Genomic DNA, 21,876 nt, shown 5'->3' on the forward strand with positions numbered 1-21,876 from the left:
AAAAACGAAAATGCGTTACGAAAAGATTGATTCGCAACTTTTTATTTCAAATCGTGAAAGATTAAAGAGCCTTCTCAAGCCAAATTCGATGGTAATTGTTCAATCGAATGATGTATTACCAACCAATGCTGACGGCACTTTTGGGTTTCGCCAGAATAACGATATTTTTTACCTTTCGGGTATCGACCAAGAAGAAACAATTTTGATTTTGTTTCCTGATTTTCCAGATGAAAAATTCAGAGAAATTCTACTGGTGAGAGAAACCAGCGAACACATAAAAGTTTGGGAAGGTGAAAAGCTTTCTAAAAAACAAGCAACCGATATTTCGGGCATTGAAAAAGTAGTTTGGACAAGTAGTTTTGAAACAGTTTTACGAAAAATCATCTTTTTGGCCGACCAAGTTTATTTAAATCTGAACGAACACGATGGTGGCGAATGGAGTTTTGAAACCCGTGAAAGAAGATTTATTACTGAATTTAAACATAAATTTCCACTTCATCGAATCGAACGACTTGCTCCTTTGATGCACCAATTACGAGCGATAAAACAGCCAATAGAGATAGATTTGATAAAAAAAGCCATCGAAATTACAGGAAAAAGCTTTGTAAGAATGGCGAAGTTCTTAAAACCCAATGTACTTGAATTTGAATTAGAAGCCGAACTCACACATGATTTTTTGAGGAATCGCTCTCGTGGACATGCCTTTGCTCCTATTTTAGCTTCGGGAGAAAGTGCCTGTGTACTGCACTACGTCACAAATAATAATCAGTGCAGGGATGGTGAGGTAATTTTAATGGATTTTGGAGCAGAATATGCCAATTATAATGCAGATATTACTCGTTGTTTGCCTGTAAATGGCCGTTTCACAGCTCGACAAAAAGAAGTTTACTTGTCAGTTTTAAATGTAATGAAAGCAGCCAAAAAGATGCTCATTGTAGGAAATACAATGGAAAATCTACGCAAAGAAGTTGGTAAAATTATGGAAATTGAATTGATAAAATTGGGCTTACTGAAACAAACTGAAGTTGATAGGCAGAACGAAGATGCTCCGCTTTATAAAAAATATTTTCCTCACGGAATTTCGCATCACTTGGGGCTTGATGTACATGATGTTGGCAATCGCTATGAAGTTTTCAAGGCTGGAATGATTTTCACTTGCGAACCTGGCATTTATATTCCCGAAGAAAAACTCGGTATCAGGCTCGAAAATGATATTTTAATTACTGAGAATGGCAACGAAGACCTAATGGCTAATATTCCAATTGAAATTAATGAGATTGAGGCTTTAATGCTATAAAAATAGCATTAAAAACTTGGATAATACGACAATTTTCGTTTATTTTACGACAAATGTCATAAATTATGTTTTTATTATTTAATCAATCGGTCAAAAATCAATCAGATTTGATAGAATTGGCCAGAACTGGAATTCCGAAAAACTCTGTCGTGAAAATGGCAAAACAGTTATCGTTTTCTGGAAAAGAGCTGGCTATTATCATTAATCTCTCAGAAAGAACGCTTCAACGCTACCCTGATAACAAAAAATTAGAAAAAACGGCTTCAGAAAAAGCAATCCAACTTGCTAAACTATACGAAAGAGGCACTGAAGTTTGGGGCGATTTAGAGCGTTTCAAAGGTTGGATGCGTCATCCAAATCCATTTCTGGGATCAAAAACACCCGTCGAAATCCTTGATACCAATTTTGGGTTTGATATGGTTTTAGATGAAATTGGTAGAATTGAACATGGAATCTTAGCTTAATGGAAGTTTTTAGATTATCTTCCGCAAAATACGCCAACGATTTATCGGGTACTGGTGCGAAGATTCATGGTGGTCGATGGAATCGAAAAGGGGATGCTGTTTTATATACAGCAGGCACGAGAGCCTTGGCACTCGTAGAAGTCTTGGTACATACCACAAACGCTTTCTTGCCGCTTAATTATCGACTGATTACTATTTACATTCCAGATGATTCTATCTTGACAATTCCTGCAAAATCTTTACCCGACGATTGGAACAATATCGAACCAAGCGATTCAACGACTAAAATAAGTGCTTCGTGGTTGAGTGCTGCCGAATATCTCACTTTGCGAGTGCCATCGGTTGTGGTTGAAGGTGAGTATAATTTTCTAATTAATCCTGCTCACCCTGATTTTTCAAAAGTCAAGGTCTTACGTAGTGAAGATTTTAATTTTGATAATAGGTTGATGAAACAAAAATAGTGATTGAATTACATCAAATATAGCAATCCAATCACTAAATCAATGTTTTTAATTTTTTATAAGGAAAAGTACATAAGTCATCAAAAATATAATAATTCTCAAAACCTATACTAAGCTAAAGTAACGAAAAGTGTACCAATCCAATCTTTTTTCAAAGAATCTTACCAAACGGTAGCATTTAATAATCAAAAAAACAATTTTGCTCTTGAACTTCTAAATAATCGTATTCAAAATCGTTTGAATTCTAATTATTGAAAGCATACCTTTGTCGAATAATCTCAAAATCACTAATCAAATGTTGCTGAAAAGTATTCTTAGCCTCTTTTTCATAGTTTTTTCACTCAATATTACATTAGCTCAAAGTGCTGATGAAACAATATTTATGCAGAAAATGAAATTGGCTAAGGGAGAAACGAAGGCACAAACTGCTATCACAATTGCCAAAAGTTTTATTGGAAAACCCTATAAAGCAGGCACACTTGAAGGCAACTCGAAAGAACAATTAGTATGTAATTTGAGAGATTTCGACTGCTCAACGTTTGTTGAAAACGTAATAGCCATGAGTCTCATCAATCATGCAGGCTCACCTACATTTGAAAAATACAAAAATCAACTTACCGAGCTTCGTTATAGAAATGGGATTGTACAAGGCTATGCCTCAAGGCTACACTACTTTAAAGAGTGGATTATTCAAGCCGAGCAAAATGATGTTTTGCAAGATATTACAAGCAAAATTGGGGGGATTAAACAGAAAAAAAGTCTGAATTTTATGACTTCCAACCGGGAGCTATATCCAAATTTAAAAGACGAAACTTCTTTTTTAGCAATAAAAGAATACCAAAAAAAAATTAATGAATTTGACTTTTATTATATCCCAAAGTGGAAATTGGAAAAAGTAGAAAATCAAATTCAAGACGGTGATATAATAGCCATAACTTCAAACGTTGATGGCTTAGATTTTAATCATGAAGGATTTGCAATTCGACAAAATGGTAGAGTTTATTTACTTCATGCCTCTTATGAGCAAAAAAAGGTAATTATTTCTAAAGAACTATTAGTAGATTACCTAAACAGAATCCATAAACATTCAGGTATATCGGTTTTAAGATTATTTTAAACTTATCAATTTACCATCTTTCATAACCACTTTTACTTTTCTTATATCCGCAATTTGTTTAGTTGGGTTCCCCTCAACCACCACAATATCGGCCATTAAACCACTTTTGATTCGTCCAACTTCATAATTCACATGAAAAGCATCGGCATTCACACTCGTTGCCGACTTTAAAGCCTCTGTTGGTTGCATTCCATAGTCAACCATCATTTCAAGCTCACGAGCGTTATCTCCATGAGCAAAAACACCCACATCACCACCAAAACAAATCTTTACTCCTGCTTCTAAAGCCTGTTTGAACGATACTCGTTTTTTCTTAATTCTATCAGGTTCATCATCAACACCTTTTTTCCAACCTCTATATTGGCTAATCGCATCGCCTGCTGCCAATGTTGCACACAAATACACATTCTTTTCAGCCATCAATTTCCAAATTTCAAGCGTGCCATTATCGCCGTGTTCAATTGTTTCAACGCCACCTAAAATTGCACGTCGCATACCTTCAACGGTCGAAGCATGAGCAACCGTTGGTCGGCCAGCACTTTGAGCGGTTGCTACGATCAATTTTATTTCTTCCAACGAAAAAGTTGGAGCTGCTTCGCCACGCAAGCCCCAACGATAATCAGCATAGATTTTAATTAAATCAGCTCCTTTCCCAATCTGATTTCGTGTTTTCTTTATCAAATCATCCACGCCATCAGCTTCTTCTGCCCCTTGTGGGACTTTTATATCAGCTGAAAAACTACGTGGTGCATAACTACCTGTAGCAATCAAAGCTTTTGTGGCAATCAAAAGTCGGGGGCCAAGAATTACTCCGTCGTCAATGGCTTTTTTCAAACCAACATCATCAAACTCTGCTCCTTCAGTGCCTAAGTCACGGGCAGTGGTAAAACCAGCTTTAAGTGTTTTTTCGGCATGAATTACCGCTCTTGCAGTTCGATACGAACGAGATTCTTTCAATACTTGGTCATCCCACGGCACTTCGTTGTAAGGATGCAAAAAAAGATGCGTGTGCCCTTCAATTAACCCTGGTAAAAGTGTACAATTTTTAAGATCAACAATTTTAGTATCTTTTGGTAAGTTTTTTTCGATATTTACCTGACTATCAACAATTTCTATTTTATTAGCTTTGATAATTACGCCATATTTTTCGAAAACTTTTTCACCATCAAAAACCCTATCTGGACGCAGATAGATTAAACTTTGTGCCGAAACTTTAATAAAAGAAGTAATAATCAATAATAATAACGTTTTTCTGAAATACATTTTATGTTAGGATGAAGTGTTTATACAATTTAAAAATGAAGTAAACATTTATTTTCTCTTATACATTCTCAATCCAGCAATACCAATTCCTATAAATAGAAGCCCCATAACGGTAGTTGTTAATGATTTTTCATTGACATATAGTTTCATCATAAAAAGAAATATTCCGCAGAAAATTGCAACATAACTGGCATAGTAAGAAAGTTTATCTTTATTCATTTTTTAGGGTTTTTGAGATTTTGATTTAAATATAATCAAATTTAATTTTCTTTGTAAAAGAATCTCAAAATCTAACTCAAAAGCGTATTTTCAAATATATAACATGATTATTGGAATTGGAGGCGTGAGCCGTTCGGGAAAAAGTACGTTGGCCAATTTATTGGTCACTTATTTCAGAAAAAATGGAAAGAAAGCAATCATTTTTCACCAAGATGATTTTGTATTTCCTGAAACACAAATTCCAAAAATCAAAAACAAAACCGATTGGGAGTCTCCACAATCAATTGATTTTGAGCAATATCAAGAAGTAATCGAACTTTTCAAAACTCGATTTGATGTAGTTATTGCAGAAGGCCTCTTTGCTTTTTATGATGATAAAATCAATCAACTTTATGATAAAAAATTTCATGTAAAAATTTCAAAAAGAACCTTTCTTATTCGTCGAGCAATGGATATCCGTTGGGGCTACGAACCCACTTGGTTTATTGACCACGTATGGCTGTCGTTCTTAAAATACGGTAAGCCGAGAAAGGATTTGAAAGGTATTGTGAATGTAAGTGGAGAAGACGAGTTTGATATGGAAAAAGTAATTAAAAGCCTCAGCTCTGCTCGGTAATCGTAATTAACTTTATACTGCTGCCATAAAATTCTTAATCACTCGGGCGACCCCGTCTTAATTTTCAATTCTAAATTCATTGCCCTATCTTTGCACTTTAAATAAAAAAATTAGCTCCATGACAATCATTGATGGTAAACTTATTTCTGCTCAAGTAAAGCAAGAACTCAAAATAGAAGTCGAAAAACAAAAAGCCGATGGTGGTAAAATTCCACATTTGGCAGCAATTTTAGTTGGCGATAATGGTGCAAGTGAAACATATGTCGCAAGTAAAATCAGGTCTTGCGAAGAAATTGGTTTTAAATCGACGCTGATTCGCCGTGATTCAAGCACAACAGAAGAAGAAGTTCTCGAAATCATTCAACAACTCAACGAAGATGATGATGTTGATGGTTTTATTGTTCAGCTTCCGCTTCCTGCACATATAAACGTAGATAAAGTTATTGAAGCCATTGAGCCACGCAAAGATGTCGATGGCTTTCATCCGATAAATATTGGCCGAATGGCAAAAGGCTTGCCTGCTTACATTTCGGCAACGCCTTTTGGTGTTTTGGAATTAATCAAACGCTATAACATTGAAACTGCTGGTAAGCATTGTGTGGTTGTTGGTAGAAGTCAAATTGTAGGTTTACCGATGAGTATTCTGATGCAACGCAATACTTACCCAGGTAACTGTACGGTATCGTTGGTGCATAGTAAAACCACAAATTTAGCTGAGATTACTCAACAAGCTGATATTTTGGTCGCAGCCCTTGGCAAACCAGAATTTATTACTGCCGATATGGTAAAAGAAGGTGCCGTTGTGATAGATGTTGGTCTTACAAGAGTTGTCGATACTACAAAGAAAAGTGGATTTGCACTCAAAGGAGATGTAAAATTTGATGAGGTTGCTCCTAAATGTAGTTATATCACACCAGTACCTGGTGGTGTTGGCCTTATGACTGTAGCTGCTCTAATGTACAATACACTACTTTCAGCCAGAAAAGAAATTTATAAGTAAAAAACAAGTGGTATGTTTCGGCATACCACTCTTCTATTCTTAATTATGATTAACTATAAATTGATGGGTTATTGCCTTTCCATGAGGCAGAAGCAACTCAACAAAATACACTCCATCATTTAGCTTATCTACATCAAATTCATTATTCACTTCTTTTTCGAGATCTCTCATTTCAAGAACTCTCCCTTGAGAATCTTTCAAAAATATCTTTGTTTTCATTTCAATCATTGTTTCAATATGGATTAGTATGTGTAAAAAATAATTAGGTTATTGTTAAGACGAAGTTTTGACTGAAATCTGTTGCATTGGTTTAACTAATTTTATAAAAAATTATCTAATGGTAATATAACCTACAAATCACCATCTTTTTATTATTGAAATGTAGCTTCCATAATTATCTTTAATCAAATCACCTTGGTCAACCGAGACATTGACATTCAAATCTGCTTTTAGTCTTCTTAAAGGCACATTCGTATTTATAGAATATGAAATCTGGTCAACTGGCTCGATAATTCTCCCCAGCAAACTCGTATTTCCAAAATTTCTGCTAAAAGAAAGTCGATTTGAAAAACTAATTGTGCCAATCTGATTCAATAAAGCTCCATAAAATGCCCAAATTCGATTATTATTCACAAAAACATTACCATTTCCGAGTTGATTTTCATTTCTAATGTTTTGTTCGGGAGTTAAAAATGGGGTTCCAATAGTTCGTCGGTTATACGACCAACCATCAAAATACTGTTGATGATTAAACAAAAAGCTTTCTTCGTTGGGGTGTCGGTCAGGTAAATTCAATAATCGTCCTATTCCTGCCACATATCTACCTTGGTTTTTTGTAAACAAATATTCAAAAACTACTCTTTTGAAAGATGACTTAGGATTAGGCGTAAAGCTTAAACCATAAAGACCATCATCGGTGTTTGTCAGACCAAATAATTGACCATCTTCAAACAAAAATTGGCGATAAAGCATTAATCTACTTTTCTTAAACTTAAATTCAGCGGCAGCATCAACTGAGCCGAGTTGATTTCCAAAATGATTGGTTGTTTCAAAAGCATTGTAGGTATAATATTTATCAGTCTGACGCCAAAGACTTTTAAGCGGCAAAACTACATTCCCATAAACATACCAATCAGCTGGAAATTTTCCATTTAAAAGTCGGTCATCTCCAATTGGAAAAGTATTCTTGGGAGTACCACCCCAAGTTACATTATGCACTATACCACTATAAATATTCAATAATGCAGATGGTTTTCCGATTCTTAAAAAAAGTGATTTTTGATGTAAATAATGACCTTTGGTAAAAGTCTGGTTTCCATACCACCCATGTGAATAAGTCCCTTTAAAACTTAGCCATTTAAAAAACAACTTAGTATAATTTGGCATTCCGATTTGTACTTTTGGAATTGGCATGGCATTTCCTGACCATGAAACCGATCCAGAGGATAAAAGTGTATCTACAATTCCAAAAATTTCTTTTCTACGCCCTGCATAAACTTCAAACTTACCAAGTTTTGTACACAGAAAGCCTTCAGGAAGTAATAACTGAGGTTTTTTACCAAGAATAGTTACGGCTTCAAAACCATAATCAAATTTAAAAAATCTATTGAGTGTATCTTTTTGGGTTTTAATACTTTGACGGCAAAGAAAAGCTGGTAAGTCGCTCGGAATGCTTCCAAACTGATTTGAACTTTGCCAAAAAGGCAACTTATTATTGATTGAAAAATAGCTTCCTATCTCAAATCTATAATCAAACTTTTTAGGTGGATTCTGTTGAGCATTACACACAACAACAAACCCCAGCAAAAGGGTAAATAACTTTTTCATGTTCGCTCAATTTTGTACAGAAAAATGAGCAAATATAATGCCTAAGAAATGTATTTAGGGACGTACGTCGATTAAGGTACACAAAATAACTAATTTGTAAATAAGATGGACTTTACTGAGTTGAAATCCATTGCATTACAAGTCCAGTAAGATAACCACAATATGTGCCAACGGCATTTCCAAGAATTGCCAATAATACACCTATCGGAGCAAGTGAAGGATTAAAAGCGGCTGCAACGACTGAAGCAGAAGCTACTCCCCCAACATTTGCTTGCGAACCAACAGCTGTAAAGAAAAAAGGAGCTTTAACTATATATGACGCAACAATAGTGAAGATTGCGTGAATCAAAATCCAAATTAAACCAACTAAAAACAACATCGGATTATTAAAAGCTTCAAAAATGTGTAGCTGCATACCAATGGTAGCAATCAGAAAATAAAGAAACAATGTACCAATTTTAGAAGCCCCGAATCGCTCAAGGTTACGAGCTTTTGTATTAGATAGAATAAAACCTGAAAGCGATGCAACTGTCACAATCCAAAATGACTTGGAGGCTAAACTGTAAGCCTTCAAATTAGGATAATTGGTTTCGATAAAAGGAGCAACATTATCGGCAACAATATGAGCAAGACCAGTTATTCCAAACCCGACAGCCAATAATAAAAATAATTCTTGGAAGGTTGGATTCTTTTGCTTGGCACTTTCAATTTCTACTCTGTCTTGTATCACTTTAATGATACTTGCATCTGCTTTCATTTTTTTATCAATAATTGCGGCTTTTGCCACGAAATAAAGCAGCAAGCCCAACCATAATTCTGCAAAAAGCACGTCAATCACACTCGTTTGGGCAAAAACAGCAGGTGATGGTTGAAAGATTTCTTTTAAAGCCAGCTGATTGGCATTTCCGCCTGTCCAACTTCCAGCAATCGTAGCCAAGCCTCGCCAAATTTCTTCACCATCTTTTCCTAAGAAAGTTGGGTCTATCATTTTTCCTACCCAAATTCCGACTGGCCCACCCACCATCACACCTACAGCTCCTGCAAAAAAGACAAACAAAGCTTTGCCTCCCAATTGCTTAATAGCCTCAATATCAATACTCAAAGTAAAAAAGACCAAACAAGTAGGCAAAAAGAAGCGAGAAGCAGTTTCGTCGAGTTGCGAATCAGTCGCAGAAATGATATTAAACGAACTCAATAAACCTGGTATAAAAAAGCAAAGCAGTATCGAAGGAACAATTTTATAGAATTTATCAAACGATTTTAGTGTAGTTGAATAAAAAATAATAGCCAACGAAGCCATTAAAATTCCAAGTACTACGGCATCATTTGTAAAAAAGGCTTTTTCTTGAATCATGGTTTAGGTTTGTTTCAGTCAGAAACACAAAGTAAATGATTCTTGATTGGAAATAAAACATTCGTGTTTTATATACACAAAAAAACACGCAAACCTCAATTCGGGATTGCGTGTCGCAATTACACTTCATCAACAAACTAAAAACCAAATAATATTTTTACTAAGCAAAAATACTCAAAAAAAAAGTATGAAAGAAATTTATCAATTAAAATATTCTTTCACACTTTTAAATTGCTTGCTGTAAGAGGGGGAGTCGAACCGCCCACGGTGTAGTTAGCCACAGTACAAATTTGGTGGTCAATCCCAGTCGACTAAGATAGTCCGGCTTTATGCTGCGTTTGTCCTATATTCACCACCCCCGAGACAGGAGGGCATGGCTGCCAATTTCATCACCTTACAGTATAAATCAAAACTCTAAAACTTTGCTGTAATTGTGGTGCTTTGTCTTATTTTGATGTTACAAAGTTAATACAAAAAAGATATACATTGCAAATATTTTATAAAAAATATTTAAACTTTACATATTTCATATTTTTTTATTAATTTTATTAACAAATTCATAATTCAAGTTTTTAAAAATGGAAAAAAATTTAGAAATTGATAAAACAGATTTAAAGATTTTATCCTTGCTTATGCAAGATGCAAAGATGCCCTATACAACAATTGGCGAAAAAATCTTTGTTTCTGGTGGAACTGTTCACGTAAGAATGAACAAAATGGAGCAAATGGGCATTGTAAAAGGTTCTCAACTAATCGTTGACCCAATAAAACTCGGTTGGGACATCAGTGCGTTCTTAGGTATTTATCTTGATAAAAGTGAATTGTATGATACCGTAGCCGACCAATTAGAAAATATTCCAGAAGTAGTGAGCATTAATTACACGACTGGTCAGTATAGTATTTTCGTAAAAATCGTTTGTCGAGATACCCAGCATTTACGAGAAGTGCTACATGATAAAATTCAGAAAGTTGGTGGAATCAATCGCACTGAAACTTTTATTTCTTTGGAAGAAAGGTTTAATAGGCCAATACCTTTGGTTTGATGAGAATGGTATAAAACTTCATTGCCGTCAGTCGAAACTGTCATCAATGAAATAAGAAATTTTCATTTCAAAATTTCTCTAACATCTACAATTTCAAAATATGGGTGTGACTTTAACATATCTCTTAGAATCTGAACATGCCCTCCGCCGATTATTACGAGCAGTTTTCGGTCGTAAGGGCTGACGCTGGACAAAATATTTTGCATAATTTTAGTATTACGATAATATTCTTTGGCAGTAAATTCCGCTCCGTAGCCATTCGTATTAGTATCCATCCAACCAGTTATATTAAAATAATGTAGCGTTGCGATACTTTTCTCAGAATTTAGATTCATTAAATGTTCTTTAATTGGAAGTTTTTTCCATGTCTCATAATTACTCAAATACTCATTAAATGATCTATTTACACTTGGATTTTGCTTGAAATAGGCATCATAAGTTGGTCTGGCACGTTCGAGTTCATGGGCGTAAAAAGTCTGAAGCGTATCAATCTTATTGCGTGCAGTTCGCATTCCTAAAGCTAAATCTGGTTGAACATAATTAATACAAGTCACACCGACAGGATTATTGATTTTTTTTGCCAGTTTAATGCCAATCTGAAAAATCTCATTGAGTTCGCCACTTTTTTCGGCGGGACGAAAACCATTCAAATAATTTCTATAAACAGTGTTCCAATAAGGTTGTGCATCGGGCGTATTCTCAACAAAAATTTTATCAGGTTTATACCTTGCCAAAGCATCGACCACTTCTTGCACTTGTTTTTGGCGTTCGGCTGAAAGCAAATCATCTATTCCACCTTTTACGTAATCAGGTGTTTCACCCATGTGAAAAACACCCAAGAAGGCTACTTGCACCCTCCCACTCTGGGCATTCAAGAAAGTTGAACCACAAATGAAAAATATGATGAATAGAAGATATTTCATAGATGAAATTGAATAAATTAAGGGCACAATTTACAAAATTGTGTTTCATATCTAAACAAAAAGGCTGCCAAATGACAGCCTTTTCTATAATATAAATTTTATTTTAAAATCAACCTACACTACCTTCTAACGAAATTTCGAGTAATTTTTGTGCCTCCACAGCAAACTCCATCGGTAATTGGTTTAAAACTTCTTTTACATAACCATTCACAATCAATGCTACGGCTTGCTCGGTCGGAATTCCTCTCTGGTTACAATAAAATAATTGATCTTCACCGATTTTTGAAGTAGTAGCCTCGTGTTCTACAGATGCCGAAGAATTTTTTACTTCAATATAGGGGAATGTGTGAGCTCCACATCTATCGCCTAAAAGCAGTGAATCGCATTGCGAGAAATTACGAGCATTTTCAGCACGTTTTGAAATATCAACCAATCCACGGTAAGAATTTTGGCTTCTTCCTGCCGAAATACCTTTCGATACAATACGACTCTTAGTATTTTTTCCTAAGTGAATCATTTTTGTACCAGTATCAGCTTGCTGCATGTTGTTTGTCACCGCAACCGAGTAGAATTCTCCAATTGAGTTATCGCCACGCAATACTACTGATGGGTATTTCCAAGTGATGGCCGAACCAGTTTCTACTTGTGTCCACGAAATTTTTGAGTTTTCACCAAAACACAAACCACGTTTCGTAACGAAGTTATAAATCCCACCTTTTCCGTCTTTATCGCCTGGATACCAGTTCTGAACTGTCGAATATTTCACTTCTGCTCTTTCATGGGCAAAAATCTCAACTACAGCAGCGTGTAATTGGTTTTCGTCACGCATAGGAGCTGTACAACCCTCTAAATAACTCACATAGGAACCTTCGTCGGCCACAATTAATGTACGCTCAAACTGCCCAGTTCCTGCCGCATTGATACGGAAGTAAGTTGATAATTCCATTGGGCAACGAACGCCTTTGGGAATATAACAAAACGAACCATCAGAAAAAACTGCCGCATTTAAAGCTGCATAATAATTATCTTTTACTGGCACTACTGAACCTAAATATTTTTTTATAAGCTCAGGATGTTCGTGAATTGCCTCAGAAATTGAGCAGAAAATAATACCCAATTCGCCGAGCTTAGCTTTGAAAGTTGTTGCTACCGAAACTGAGTCAATTACGGCATCTACCGCAACACCCGATAAACGTTCTTGTTCTTTCAATGAAATACCCAAACGCTCGAAAGTACGGCGTAATTCTGGGTCAATCTCATCAAGGCTATTGATAACTTTTTGTTGTTTTGGAGCAGAATAATATTTGATGCTCTGTAAATCAACTGGTTTGTACGAAACATTAGGCCAAGTTGGCTCGGTCATGGTTTGCCAAACTCTGTATGCACTTAATCGGTATTCAAGCATCCACTCTGGCTCATTTTTCTTTGCAGAAAGGAGTCGGATGACATCTTCATTTAAGCCAGCAGGAATTTCGTCAGCTTCAATATCTGTGTAAAATCCGTATTTGTATTCGGATGTGGTTAGTTCTTCTAATAATTCTAAATCTTTGCTCATGCTATTGTTTTGCTTGATTTACTCTATATGATGCAACAAAAATTATGCAGTAAATGTTCGCAAATTTAGACTTAATATAAATAGGATTTTAAATATTCTTTAAGTTTTTATACAATCACTTACTTAACAGGCTCAAAAGTTGCCGAAAATTCATAATTTACATTATTGAGTGTCAAAGTAGTTTTACCCACAAAAATATTTTCGTTTAACTCAACAATATCAAAACTGATGTTATCGAATTGACGACCTTGAAAACTAATTTTATCAACTGTAAACTTGGTTTCATCTGCGTTGAAACCCCAGTTTGCTTTCAAAACTAAATCTGGGTCAGCAGTATTACATTTTGTTGCACCTTCTCTGATTTCGTAAGTTTTTGTAGCCGAAAAAGTAAGGATGTTATCAACCACACAAGTAGGCTGTGAGTTTACTAAATCAATCGTTAGGCCACCGTTTGCAGCAATTGCTTTTGTATTTTTCCAAGATTTTGAACTTGTACCTGCCAAAAATTCAGTTTTCGTTTTTGGCGTAACAGTTGTTTCGCCTTTTTTGCACGAAAAAAGTGTAACAAATGTAAGTGTTAGAGCAATCGAAATGTTTTTAATAGTCATTTTTGTTGTAATTTAATTTGAGTTTTTTAATATTTCTACAATTCTTCGTCCAGTTTTTTCGGATGCCCCTACTTCACCCAGACTTTCTTTTACCTGCTTATATTCAAGCATTTGTTGATTTCTAAATGATTCATTATTAATGATTTTATCTAATTCATTTGATAAATTCTCAATCGTCAAATCATCTTGAATCAATTCTTTCACTACTTCTTTTTGAGCCACTAAATTTACTAACGAAATAAAAGGCACTTTTATGACCAACTTACCTATTTGATATGAAATATTACTTGTTTTATAGCAAACCACTTGCGGAACACCAAAAAGAGCGGTTTCGAGTGTAGCAGTACCAGATGTAACCAAAGCAGCCGTACTGTGCGATAATAAATCGTAGGTTTGGTCAATTACAAGTTTAATATTTTTGTTCAGAAAAGGTTTATAAAAATCTAAAGACAAATTGCCAACTCCTGCAATAACAAACTGATAATCAGTGAATTTACTTTGAGTTGCTACCATCAAATTGAGCATTTTCTCAACTTCCTGTTTTCTACTTCCTGGCAATAAAGCTATGATTTTTTTGTCAGATAAGTTATGTCTAATCAAAAAATCGGTAGAAGGTTTAAACGTGGCAATGGCATCAAAAAGCGGATTTCCGACAAATTCTACTTCAAAATTATATTTTTGAAAGAATTCAACTTCAAACGGAAAAATTACAAAAAGTCGGTCGAGATTTTTTTTCAGACTCCACGCACGGCTCTGATTCCATGCCCAAACTTTTGGAGAAATATAATAGAAAACCTTGTAACCTTCCTTTTTTGCCCATTTGGCAATTCGCATATTGAAACCTGCGTAATCAATCAGTATAATTGCATCAGGTTTAAACTCTTCGATAGTTTTCTTGCATTCTCCAATGAAACCTAAAATTGTTGGCAAGTTTTTTACTACTTCCAAAAAACCCATAAAGGCCAAATCTCGGTAGTGCTTTGTGATTTCTGCCCCAGCTTCTTGCATGTAATCTCCACCCCAAGCCTTTATTACCGCCTGATAATCGGCATTTTTAATAGCTTTTATTAAATTTGAGCCATGTAAATCGCCCGAGCGTTCGCCTGCAATGATGAAGTATTTCATAATTCAATTAAGAATTAAGAATGTAGAATGAAGAATGAATTTTAATTTTCACATAACCTAACAAAGGTATTATGTTTCAAAAATTCTTAATTCCTAATTCCTAATTCTCAATTTATTTCCCATAATATTCCACAAAATGATTAGCGGTTTCTACCAACTTAACACAGTGCAATTGACCGTGACAATAATTTGGAATGATTGGTTGTAGGATTTTCCAAATTTCTACCGCAAAAACTTCTGTACTTGGCAACTTTCCTTTCAAAAACTCAACATCAGTATTCAAGAAAGTATGGTCAACTTTATTCACAATTTCTTGTTTCATGATTTTGCTGAGGTCTTTCAAATCCATCACAAAGCCCGTTTCTTCGTTAATTTCACCTTTAACTGTTACATAAAGTTCCCAGTTATGTCCATGTATATTGGAGCAAAGTCCGAAAACCTCTAAGTTTTTTTCTTTCGACCAATGCGGATTATATAGTTGATGAGCAGCGTTGAAGGTTTCTCTTCTTGTAATAAAAATCATTATTTGTTTAATTTTTTTGCAAAATTACCAACAAAAAAACTTATTTGTTCAAAATACTCGCATTTCTTAAAAAAGTACAATTTAATCAAAGTTTAGTGTATGGATTTATAAGTTACAATGTTATAATTTTGCAAACTATTTCAAAAAAAATAGGATATACACTATGATAATTGTAACAGGTGCAGCTGGTTTTATCGGAAGTTGCTTGATTCAGCGTTTGAATCAGGATAACTTTAATTTCATAATTGCCGTTGATGATTTTTCAAATGAAGAAAAGATGAAAAATTTGGAAGGCAAGAAAATTCAAGAGTTTGTACATCGAGACAATTTCTTTGAATGGTTAGAAAAAAACCAAGCTGAGGTTGAATTCTGTTTTCATATTGGAGCAAGAACCGATACTACCGAATTCGATACTGAAATCTTTGACCGCTTGAATCTCAATTATTCAAAACGTATTTGGAAAAAATGTCATGAGTTTCAAATTCCTTTGGTATATGCTTCATCAGCAGCTACTTATGGAGCAGGTGAATTGGGTTATGACGATAACGAACTCGTCATTCCACAATTAAAGCCTCTAAATCCATACGGTGATTCGAAAAATGACTTCGATAAATGGGCTTTACTACAAAAAAATGCTCCTTTCTTTTGGGCTGGCTTGAAATTCTTTAATGTATATGGCCCGAACGAATTTCACAAAGGACGTATGGCTTCAGTGATTTTCCATTCCTTTAATAATATCAACAAAAACGGCAATATTAAACTTTTCAAATCGCATCGCCCTGACTTCAAAGATGGTGAACAAATGCGTGATTTTATTTACGTAAAAGATTTGGTTGATGTGTGTATTTTCTTGATGCACTCACGCCGAAATTCGGGTATTTATAATTTAGGGACAGGCCAAGCTCGTACTTTCCTCGACCTCGCTAAAGCTACATTTGCGGCTCTCAATCTTGAGCCAAACATCGATTTTATTGATACTCCGATTGATATTCGAGATAAATATCAATATTATACCCAGGCTAATATGAGCAAACTTCGTATGATTGGTTACAAAAAACCATTTACAAGCCTCGAAGATGCGGTGAAGGATTATGTCACAAATTATTTGGTTGGCAAAAAATATCTTTAAAAATCTGCCTTTTTCTTACTAATTTTGCGGTAGAACAGGTTTTCAACCTGTTTGTTTGAGTTAACGTATGTCAATAAAATAATATCAGAATTACGTTTCGGCTTAATTCTTAACTAATATAACACGAACAAAACAGGTTAGAAACCTGTTCTACATGAATGAAAAATATTCGTAATTTTTGCATCATTGCACACATCGACCACGGTAAAAGTACACTTGCCGACCGATTATTACAATTTACAGGAACAGTTTCGGGTAGAGATATGCAAGCCCAAGTGCTTGACGATATGGATTTAGAGCGTGAGCGTGGTATTACCATCAAGAGTCATGCAATCCAGATGAATTATAAGTTTGAAGGCGAAGAATACGTATTGAACTTGATTGACACCCCTGGCCACGTTGACTTTAGTTATGAAGTTTCTCGTTCGATTGCTGCTTGCGAAGGTGCTTTGTTGGTTGTTGATGCAGCCCAAGGCATTGAAGCACAGACAATTAGTAACTTATTTTTGGCATTAGAGCATGACCTTGAAATTATTCCTGTTTTAAACAAGATTGACTTACCAGGTGCAATGCCCGAAGAGGTAAAAGACCAAATTGTTGATTTGATTGGCTGTGACCGTGACTCAATCATTCCGGCGAGTGCCAAAGAAGGTATTGGTATTAATGAAATTTTGGCAGCAATTATTCACCGAATCAAACCACCAGTTGGCGACCCGAAAGCTGAGCTACAAGCATTGATTTTCGACTCTACTTTCAACTCTTTTAGAGGAATTGAGGTAATTTTCCGAGTAAAGAATGGTAGAATCAATAAGGGTGATAAAGTAAAATTTGTGGCAACTGGCAAAGAATATTTTGCGGATGAAGTCGGAATTTTGCGATTAACCAAAGAACCTCGTGATTATGTTGATTGCGGTGACGTAGGTTATATTATTTCGGGTATTAAAGTGGCCAAAGAAGTAAAAGTTGGTGATACGATTACGAATGCACTTAATCCGACGAAAGAAATGATTAAGGGTTTCCAAGAAGTAAAACCAATGGTCTTTGCGGGTATTTACCCAGTCGATACTTCGGAGTTTGAAGATTTACGTGATGCCATGGAAAAACTTCAACTTAATGATGCAGCCTTGATTTGGGAACCAGAAACTTCGGCCGCTTTGGGCTTTGGTTTCCGTTGTGGATTCTTAGGAATGCTTCACATGGAAATCGTACAAGAGCGTCTCGAACGTGAATTTGATATGACGGTTCTAACAACCGTTCCTTCGGTAAAATTCCACGTTGTTAACAAACGAGATGAGATATTGGAGGTTTCGGCACCATCAGAAATGCCTGACCCGAATGTTATTAACTGGATTGAAGAACCATTTATTAATGCTCAAATCATCACGGCATCTGATTACGTTGGGCCAATTATTGGTTTGTGTATGGACAAACGTGGTTTGCTCAAAAATCAAGTTTACCTCACAGCCACTCGTGTTGAATTAACGTTTGAATTGCCACTTTCAGAAGTTGTTTTCGACTTTTTCGATAAATTAAAAACAATTTCTCGTGGTTATGCTTCACTTGACTATCATTTGATTGGCTATCGCGAATCAAACTTGGTTAAATTAGATATTCTATTAAATGGAGAGCCTGTCGATGCACTTTCGGCAATTGTTCACCGTGACAAAGCATACGAATGGGGTAAAAAATTGTGTGAGAAATTACGTGAATTATTGCCACGTCAGCAATTTGATATTGCGATTCAGGCAGCAATTGGTGCAAAAGTAATTTCGAGAGAAACAGTAAAAGCTTTGAGAAAAGATGTAACGGCTAAATGTTATGGTGGTGATATTTCTCGTAAGCGTAAACTCTTAGAAAAGCAAAAGAAAGGAAAGAAACGTATGCGTCAGATTGGAACAGTAGAAGTTCCGCAAGATGCTTTCATGGCGATTTTGAAGATTAATAATTAATATCACAAGTATATTTTGAAAGCCGTAGAAATTTTCAGTTTCTACGGCTTTTGCTTTTTACAGATAAATTCATGCTAAAAAGACAACTTTTATCCAAAATATTTTACCTTTACGAGCATATTCAACAACAAAAACCAAATAAAAATGATACCGCAAAAACTCTCAGAGTCGCTGTCTTTGCCAGCGATTGCAGCACCAATGTTTCTAATTTCGGGGCCTGATTTAGTAGTAGAATGTTGTAAAAATGGTGTAGTTGGTACTTTCCCAGCACTCAATCAACGCTCAACCGAAGGCTTTGAACAATGGTTAGTAGAAATCGAAAATCGACTTGCTGGTTATACACAACCCAACGGAAAGCCCGCTGCTCCGTATGGCGTTAATCTAATTGTCCATCGTTCAAACCCACGCCTTTATGCCGACGTAGAAATGATTGTGAAACATAAAGTGCCTATCGTTATTACCTCACTCGGTGCCGTTTCTGATGTCGTTGATGCAGTTCATAGTTATGGGGGCTTAGTTTTTCACGATGTGATTAGCAAACGACACGCCGAAAAAGCTGCCGAAGCAGGTGTGGATGGACTCATTTTGGTTTGTGCGGGTGCAGGCGGACACGCAGGAACGCTTCACCCAATGGCCTTTGTGAATGAAATACGTAGTTTTTTCAAGAAAACAATCTTACTTTCGGGTTGTATCAGCACAGGTAGAGATATTGCGTCTGCTCTCCAAATTGGTGCTGATTTGGCGTATATGGGAACTCGTTTCATTAATACTACCGAAAGCAAGGCCGATGCTGAATATAAAGAAATGATTATTGAAAGCCATACGGCTGATATTGTTTATACGGCCGCAGTATCAGGTGTAAATGCAAATTTCTTAAAACCAAGTCTCGAAGCTGCTGGATTAACACCCGAACTTTGGAGCAAAGCAGGAAAAATAGATTTCGGAAAAGAGTTAGATGCCGCACAGGCTGAAGCTAAAGCTTGGAAAACTATTTGGTCGGCAGGGCAAGGCGTAACTTCGATACATGATGTGCAAAGTACCCAGAGCTTGATAGACAATTTAAAACAAGAATTTCGTTCTGCAATTGAAGAACAGTCTCAATTATTACAAAAATATTAACCTTAAAACCTGTAAGGTTTAGATTCACTCACAAATGAAAACAGCCGAAGAATTAGTACAACTTTTGAGTCTTGAAAAAATAGAACAAAATATATTTAGAGGAGAAAACTACCAAGCACCGTGGAAACGAGTTTTTGGCGGACAAGTGCTTGCCCAATCGCTCTACGCTGCTTATCAGACAGTTCCCGAAGACCGAGTGCTACACTCAATGCACGGTTATTTTATTCTAACTGGTGATATTTCGATGCCAATTCTCTATGAAGTTGACCGAATTCGTGATGGTGGAAGTTTCACGACCCGCCGTGTGAACGCCATTCAAAACGGAAAAGCAATTTTTAGTATGATTAGTTCGTACCAGAGTTCGCAAGAAGGTATCAATCATCAGATTACGATGCCAAATGTTCCTCCACCCGATACATTGGTTTCTGATTTGGTACTAATTGAAGCATTTAAAGACAAAGCTCCTGATTTTTACAAGAATTTTTCGCATCCACGCCCGCTTGAATTTCGACCAGTTGAACGAATAAATCCGCTTAAACCTCAGAAGCAACAACCATTTCGCCACGTTTGGATAAAAGCAAATGGAGATTTGCCAAACGACTTGCGTTTACACCAAATCATCTTGGCTTACGCTTCCGACTATAATTTATTGGGAACGGCTACTCTCCCCCATTTAGATGCAGTATCTCTCAATGATTTATTTTTGGCAAGCCTCGACCACGCCATGTGGTTTCACGAAGATTTCAGAATCGACCAATGGCTTCTTTATGCACTTGATAGCCCAAGTGCTTCAAATTCAAGAGGTTTTACTCGCGGTAATTTCTTTACAGAAGATGGTAAATTAGTAGCATCGGTTGTGCAAGAAGGATTGATTAGAGTAAAGAAATAATTGATTGAATTTAAATTTCAAGAAATGCAAAGACGAAGATTTATAAAAAATAGTTTATCTGGAATACCTATTCTGTTAACTGCTCCAACAATTTTAAACTGTTCTTGTCAAAATGATACTATTATTCCTACTGACAAAACTGTTATTGTTGTTGGAGCAGGAATTTCAGGACTTGCTGCTGCGAACAAATTACATGAAAAAGGTTTTAAAGTAACAGTACTGGAATCACAAGATAAAATTGGAGGCAGATTAAAAACTAACCGAACTTTAGGAATTGCTTTTGATGAAGGTGCGAGCTGGATTCACGGAATTGATGGGAATCCAATCACCACATTGGCACAGCAAGCAGGAATGACATCTGCATTTACTGATGATAAAAGTATAAAATCTTATGATATTGGTGGAGCTTTAAGAAACCCAAACGTGTACGCTACTGCCGAAGACGAATTTTACACAATTCTAAATTCCTTAAATAAAAAAGGCAATTCTACTCAGAGCTTTGAAACAGTATTCAATAATTTATACCCTACAAAAGCCAAAGACCGCCTTTGGAAGTTTCTACTTTCAACTTATGTAACTTTTGATACTGGAGATTTGGATAAACTTTCTTCACTACTTTATAACGAAGGTGAAGAATATGGAGGCATAGAAAAAATTGCTACTAATGGTTATGATACAATCGCCCAATTTTTGGCAAAAGGCTTAAATATCTTGCTTAATCAAAGGGTTTCAAAAGTAGATTATACTAACACAAAAACCAAAATCACCCACAATGGAGCAGTAACCGAAGCCGATTATGTTCTCATAACTGTTCCGCTCGGTGTTTTGAAAGCTAATACCATTCAATTTTTACCAGTTCTACCTTCACCTAAACAAACTGCCATTCAAAAAATCGGGATGGGTTGTGTGAATAAATTCCTGCTTACTTGGAATACAGCCTTTTGGGATGATGTACAGTATATTACCTACACACCCGAAATTAAAGACAAGTTCAACTATTTTGTAAATCTTAAAAAAGTAAGTCCTGCGGCAAATGCCCTAATGACTTTCGCCTACGCCAACTATGCTCGACAAACCGAAACAATGACTGATGCCCAGGTGATTGACGAAATAATGTCGCATTTAAAAGATATTTACGGCAATAAGATTCCAAATCCAACGAATATGCTCCGAACTAAATGGCAATCCAACGAAAATTCTTTCGGTGCATATTCATACACAGCAATTGGCACAGAAATGCAACATTTCGATGATTTGGCTGAGGAAATTGATAATAAAGTTTTTTTTGCAGGAGAACACACCGAAATTGATTATTTCTCAACCGCTCACGGAGCATATTTAAGTGGTATTCGTGAAGCCGACAAAATTATAGATTTGCAATGATGAACCCAGTAA

At 35.8% G+C, this 21,876-nt stretch carries 22 protein-coding genes; 12 read left to right on the forward strand and 10 right to left on the reverse strand.

Going from position 1 to position 21,876, the window contains the following annotated elements; translation table 11 throughout:
* Nucleotides 1–10 precede the first annotated feature (10 nt).
* The 4 genes from ABR854_RS17085 to ABR854_RS17100 all read left to right on the forward strand — a co-directional run bounded on the left by ABR854_RS17085 (nucleotide 11) and on the right by ABR854_RS17100 (nucleotide 3,339).
* A complete protein-coding gene (locus ABR854_RS17085) occupies nucleotides 11–1,297 on the forward strand; it encodes an aminopeptidase P N-terminal domain-containing protein (protein WP_350266823.1) in 1,287 nt (428 codons plus the stop codon).
* Nucleotides 1,298–1,362: 65 nt separating this feature from the next.
* The gene (locus ABR854_RS17090; RefSeq protein WP_305952385.1) at nucleotides 1,363–1,761 is read left to right on the forward strand and encodes an Xre family toxin-antitoxin system antitoxin; all 399 of its coding nucleotides are present in this window, start codon (nucleotides 1,363–1,365) and stop codon (nucleotides 1,759–1,761) included.
* The gene (locus ABR854_RS17095) at nucleotides 1,761–2,222 is read left to right on the forward strand and encodes an RES family NAD+ phosphorylase (RefSeq protein WP_350266825.1); all 462 of its coding nucleotides are present in this window, start codon (nucleotides 1,761–1,763) and stop codon (nucleotides 2,220–2,222) included. The genes ABR854_RS17090 and ABR854_RS17095 overlap by 1 nt, the downstream gene beginning before the upstream one ends.
* A 295-nt stretch (nucleotides 2,223–2,517) precedes the next feature.
* Entirely contained in the window at nucleotides 2,518–3,339 is an 822-nt protein-coding gene (locus tag ABR854_RS17100) for an N-acetylmuramoyl-L-alanine amidase-like domain-containing protein (RefSeq protein WP_350266827.1), read from the forward strand.
* Here the strand turns inward: ABR854_RS17100 and ABR854_RS17105 are convergent.
* Together ABR854_RS17105 and ABR854_RS17110 are read right to left on the reverse strand one after the other, a co-directional pair.
* Entirely contained in the window at nucleotides 3,331–4,602 is a 1,272-nt protein-coding gene (locus tag ABR854_RS17105; RefSeq protein WP_350266829.1) for a metal-dependent hydrolase family protein, read from the reverse strand. The two genes, ABR854_RS17100 and ABR854_RS17105, sit on opposite strands and share 9 nt — an antisense overlap.
* A gap of 48 nt (nucleotides 4,603–4,650) precedes the next feature.
* Nucleotides 4,651–4,821: a hypothetical protein gene (locus ABR854_RS17110; protein ID WP_305952389.1), complete on the reverse strand. Its 171-nt coding sequence runs from the start codon at nucleotides 4,819–4,821 to the stop codon at nucleotides 4,651–4,653.
* Nucleotides 4,822–4,924: 103 nt separating this feature from the next.
* On the opposite strand from ABR854_RS17110, the gene ABR854_RS17115 reads away from it, so the two are divergent.
* Nucleotides 4,925–5,437: a nucleoside/nucleotide kinase family protein gene (locus ABR854_RS17115; RefSeq protein WP_305952390.1), complete on the forward strand. Its 513-nt coding sequence runs from the start codon at nucleotides 4,925–4,927 to the stop codon at nucleotides 5,435–5,437.
* Between the two features lie 118 nt (nucleotides 5,438–5,555).
* The gene (locus ABR854_RS17120) at nucleotides 5,556–6,437 is read left to right on the forward strand and encodes a bifunctional 5,10-methylenetetrahydrofolate dehydrogenase/5,10-methenyltetrahydrofolate cyclohydrolase (RefSeq protein WP_350266832.1); all 882 of its coding nucleotides are present in this window, start codon (nucleotides 5,556–5,558) and stop codon (nucleotides 6,435–6,437) included.
* Nucleotides 6,438–6,476: 39 nt separating this feature from the next.
* Here ABR854_RS17120 and ABR854_RS17125 read toward each other — a convergent pair whose 3' ends face one another.
* The 3 genes from ABR854_RS17125 to ABR854_RS17135 all read right to left on the reverse strand — a co-directional run bounded on the left by ABR854_RS17125 (nucleotide 6,477) and on the right by ABR854_RS17135 (nucleotide 9,618).
* Nucleotides 6,477–6,686, reverse strand: coding sequence for a T9SS type A sorting domain-containing protein (locus tag ABR854_RS17125; RefSeq protein ID WP_350267192.1), 210 nt, complete (start codon nucleotides 6,684–6,686; stop codon nucleotides 6,477–6,479).
* Nucleotides 6,687–6,794: 108 nt separating this feature from the next.
* Nucleotides 6,795–8,264: a capsule assembly Wzi family protein gene (locus ABR854_RS17130; RefSeq protein ID WP_350266834.1), complete on the reverse strand. Its 1,470-nt coding sequence runs from the start codon at nucleotides 8,262–8,264 to the stop codon at nucleotides 6,795–6,797.
* A 112-nt stretch (nucleotides 8,265–8,376) separates the two neighbouring features.
* Nucleotides 8,377–9,618 (reverse strand): DUF819 family protein, encoded by a 1,242-nt coding sequence (locus ABR854_RS17135; protein WP_350266836.1) that lies wholly within the window; start codon nucleotides 9,616–9,618, stop codon nucleotides 8,377–8,379.
* A 578-nt stretch (nucleotides 9,619–10,196) separates the two neighbouring features.
* Here ABR854_RS17135 and ABR854_RS17140 point away from each other — a divergent pair.
* The gene (locus tag ABR854_RS17140; protein ID WP_188765342.1) at nucleotides 10,197–10,661 is read left to right on the forward strand and encodes an Lrp/AsnC ligand binding domain-containing protein; all 465 of its coding nucleotides are present in this window, start codon (nucleotides 10,197–10,199) and stop codon (nucleotides 10,659–10,661) included.
* A 62-nt stretch (nucleotides 10,662–10,723) separates the two neighbouring features.
* Here the strand turns inward: ABR854_RS17140 and ABR854_RS17145 are convergent, their stop codons facing one another.
* From ABR854_RS17145 to ABR854_RS17165, 5 genes are all read right to left on the reverse strand, one after another.
* Entirely contained in the window at nucleotides 10,724–11,584 is an 861-nt protein-coding gene (locus ABR854_RS17145) for a DUF5694 domain-containing protein (protein ID WP_350266839.1), read from the reverse strand.
* 109 nt (nucleotides 11,585–11,693) lie between these two features.
* Nucleotides 11,694–13,139, reverse strand: coding sequence for a Fe-S cluster assembly protein SufB (gene sufB / locus ABR854_RS17150; RefSeq protein WP_305952395.1), 1,446 nt, complete (start codon nucleotides 13,137–13,139; stop codon nucleotides 11,694–11,696).
* Between the two features lie 119 nt (nucleotides 13,140–13,258).
* The gene (locus ABR854_RS17155) at nucleotides 13,259–13,747 is read right to left on the reverse strand and encodes a hypothetical protein (RefSeq protein ID WP_350266841.1); all 489 of its coding nucleotides are present in this window, start codon (nucleotides 13,745–13,747) and stop codon (nucleotides 13,259–13,261) included.
* Between the two features lie 12 nt (nucleotides 13,748–13,759).
* The gene (lpxB, locus tag ABR854_RS17160; protein WP_350266843.1) at nucleotides 13,760–14,872 is read right to left on the reverse strand and encodes a lipid-A-disaccharide synthase; all 1,113 of its coding nucleotides are present in this window, start codon (nucleotides 14,870–14,872) and stop codon (nucleotides 13,760–13,762) included.
* Between the two features lie 112 nt (nucleotides 14,873–14,984).
* Nucleotides 14,985–15,395 carry a 6-pyruvoyl trahydropterin synthase family protein gene (locus ABR854_RS17165; protein ID WP_350266845.1) on the reverse strand — a complete coding sequence of 137 codons (411 nt, stop codon included), beginning with the start codon at nucleotides 15,393–15,395 and terminating at the stop codon, nucleotides 14,985–14,987.
* A gap of 163 nt (nucleotides 15,396–15,558) precedes the next feature.
* On the opposite strand from ABR854_RS17165, the gene rfaD reads away from it, so the two are divergent.
* From rfaD to ABR854_RS17190, 5 genes are all read left to right on the forward strand, one after another.
* Nucleotides 15,559–16,524 carry an ADP-glyceromanno-heptose 6-epimerase gene (gene rfaD, locus ABR854_RS17170; protein ID WP_350266846.1) on the forward strand — a complete coding sequence of 322 codons (966 nt, stop codon included), beginning with the start codon at nucleotides 15,559–15,561 and terminating at the stop codon, nucleotides 16,522–16,524.
* Nucleotides 16,525–16,682: 158 nt separating this feature from the next.
* On the forward strand, nucleotides 16,683–18,473 hold the full coding sequence (lepA, locus tag ABR854_RS17175) for a translation elongation factor 4 (RefSeq protein ID WP_350266848.1): 1,791 nt from the start codon (nucleotides 16,683–16,685) through the stop codon (nucleotides 18,471–18,473).
* A 144-nt stretch (nucleotides 18,474–18,617) separates the two neighbouring features.
* Nucleotides 18,618–19,592 carry an NAD(P)H-dependent flavin oxidoreductase gene (locus ABR854_RS17180; RefSeq protein ID WP_350266850.1) on the forward strand — a complete coding sequence of 325 codons (975 nt, stop codon included), beginning with the start codon at nucleotides 18,618–18,620 and terminating at the stop codon, nucleotides 19,590–19,592.
* A 34-nt stretch (nucleotides 19,593–19,626) separates the two neighbouring features.
* Complete coding sequence (tesB, locus tag ABR854_RS17185) at nucleotides 19,627–20,481, forward strand: acyl-CoA thioesterase II (protein WP_350266852.1); 855 nt, start codon at nucleotides 19,627–19,629, stop codon at nucleotides 20,479–20,481.
* 24 nt (nucleotides 20,482–20,505) lie between these two features.
* Nucleotides 20,506–21,864, forward strand: a complete 1,359-nt coding sequence (locus ABR854_RS17190; protein WP_350266854.1) for a flavin monoamine oxidase family protein — start codon at nucleotides 20,506–20,508, stop codon at nucleotides 21,862–21,864.
* Nucleotides 21,865–21,876 lie beyond the last annotated feature (12 nt).

It is taken from the genome of Emticicia sp. W12TSBA100-4 (assembly GCF_040253585.1).
GTDB lineage: Bacteria > Bacteroidota > Bacteroidia > Cytophagales > Spirosomataceae > Emticicia.